This window comes from Akkermansiaceae bacterium (genome assembly GCA_019634595.1).
GTDB lineage: Bacteria > Verrucomicrobiota > Verrucomicrobiia > Verrucomicrobiales > Akkermansiaceae > Luteolibacter.
Genome location: JAHCBC010000009.1, coordinates 1 through 2,401, shown reverse-complemented (window position 1 = coordinate 2,401; position 2,401 = coordinate 1). Strand labels below are relative to the sequence as shown.

1 protein-coding gene is annotated in these 2,401 nt (G+C 61.0%); it reads left to right on the top strand.

Annotated elements, in window-relative coordinates; translation table 11 throughout:
- Positions 1–307: 307 nt before the first annotated feature.
- Positions 308–2,401: hypothetical protein (locus KF712_21950; GenBank protein MBX3743665.1), on the top strand; the 2,094-nt coding region annotated here is incomplete at its 3' end.

Here is a 2,401-nt window from a genome sequence, read left to right as displayed (position 1 = left end):
GAACTTCCTTTCGGCATCGAGCCATCGCGGCACGGCATCTATAAGATCGAGATCGACGGGGAAGATTATCTCATCTCCGACCTGCGGCCGGAGAATTTCGTGAAGGACCCACAGGGCAACATCCGCCTCATCGACCTGATCACCGGCAAGGTGGCGAAAGGATCGACACCGAAGTAAGACGAGACATTTCTGTTAGAGAGGCGGCGGATCATTTCCCGCCTGCATCCACTTCCGTCCCGGCGAGCGGCTCACGCTGGCGCAGGCCATCGCGGAGAGCGGGGCAAAGGCCAGACGCATCGCCGCACAGTTGCGCGCCCGGGAGCTGGTCAACGGCGGGGACGGCTCGCTTTCCGACATCATCTTCGGCAGCAGCACGACCCATTTCGAGGAAGGCGTCCGCCACACCACCAACCGCCTGCAGCAGGGTGCCTCCGTGCTCACCGTCTTCCATGAGGAGACGCACGGTTTCTGGAAAGAGGCGCTGGCCACCGGCCGCATCACCCGGCAGGAGGCCATCACCTTCCTCCGTGCGGTCGATACGGTGCTCTCCACCCGCACGGGTCGGGAGGGCCAGAGCCTGCGCCTGCTGCCGGAGGGGGATGTGGAGATCACTGACGTCCATCTGGACGAGGCCATCGCGGAACTGCGGGAGGCGGAGATCCTCCGCACGCGGAAGGATGGCGGGCTGCCGCCGGGGCTGGTCTCGCGGAACCTGGCTGCCATCGCGCGGCTCTCCGGCCAGGGCACGGCGGGGAAATTCAAGGCGTTCTTCGACGGCATCCGCTCTTGGTTCGGCGTGGCGCTGGACCGCTCCGTGGCCATCCGCCGCGGGCTGGCGGACGGCAGCATCAGCCAGGCGGAGTATGATGGGTTCTTCGGGAAGTTGACCGGGAAGGAAGGGACGGAGGAACATGGCATACCCCGACCATCCGTTGATCCCGCCAAGGTCGCCCAATGGGCTGCCATCGATGACGGGATTTCCTTCTCCACCGGATCGGATCTGTCCGGAGACGCGGAGTCACTCATCATCGAGGCCACTGCCAAGGCACGGGAAAAAGTGGATCAACATGATGCGGAAACCCTCGGACGCACCGGCAGGTTCTGGCTATCCCTGCATGGTGAGGGAGGCGTCGCACGTCTGCCGGAACTGACGAGCAAGGACTTCGATGGGTTGGTGGAGGAAGCGAGTGGAGTGATGCCCGCATTGACCGCGAAGCCCAAGGGGAAACACAGAGGTGCGCAGGTCACCGAGCTGAATGATGGCCGGGGCATCTCCTACATCCTGGTCAGAGATGGAGCGGTTTGGGTCAACTCCACCGGAGCCGGAGGAGCGGACACCCATGGTTGGAACAAGCACGTCCATCGGGTGAAGGCCTCGATGGCGCCCGGTGTCTACCAGATCGCCATGGCATACGCCAGGAACAACGGGATGAAGTTCATTCTCGATCCCGAAGGAGCTTCCTCCATCGCCACCTTCCGCCGCTGGCCGCAACTGCTCTCCTCCGCCATCCGCATGGGCAATACCGCTCACATCGACGGGACGAAAGATGTCGAGGACTGGAAGGACGGCGACCACGAACACAACGCGGGCCTGCTGGCGATGCACGAATATGAATATGTGCGGCACTTCTTCCCGGAGATCGACGGCTTGCGTCTGAGCGATGATTCCGCTACCATCGTGGACCATGCAGGCGCTCCCGTTTCCAGACAGACTTTGGCAGATCTCCTCGTCGGAGAACGTCACCCAAGCCGACTTGGAATTGGCGAAACAACATTGCGACGCGCTCTTGTCACGGGCCAGCTGGCGGCTGAAGGGCGGATGGAGCCTGCAGCAGAAGTTGGACGACGTCCGGACGGTGAGCGACGAATACACCCCGGAGCAGTTAAAGATTTTGCACCTGATCTCGGAAGCGGCGACGAAGGGGCTAATTCGCCCAAACACGCCCTGAGCGAGATTTCGTATTCCATCGGCTCGGAGCCGGATTCACCCAACCAACCCCACCAACAAGATCATGGACAAGAAAGCGGAATGGTTCCCGGAGACGGAGGAGATGCGCAAATTCCTGGAGGAACACCGGAGGAAATCAGCGGAAGAATTCGCGAAGCTCTCTCCAGAGCAGAAGAAGACGATATACAAGGAAGGGTTGGAAGCGGCTCTGAAAGCGCTGTCCTCTCCTTCGGAGATTCCGAAGTCCTGAAAGTCATCAAGTCATCGGGCATTGTCAGATTCGGCGCGGATCTCAAACCGACGCTTGAGTTCACTGCGGAAGCTGCCGAGGAAAAAGCCCGCGTGATCAATGCGCTGGGAGGCATGAAAACGCGCATGCTCAAATGGCAGGACAAGATCCTTCTCATCCAGGAACGAGGCACCCCAATTTCGGAAACGGACTACCTCTCCATC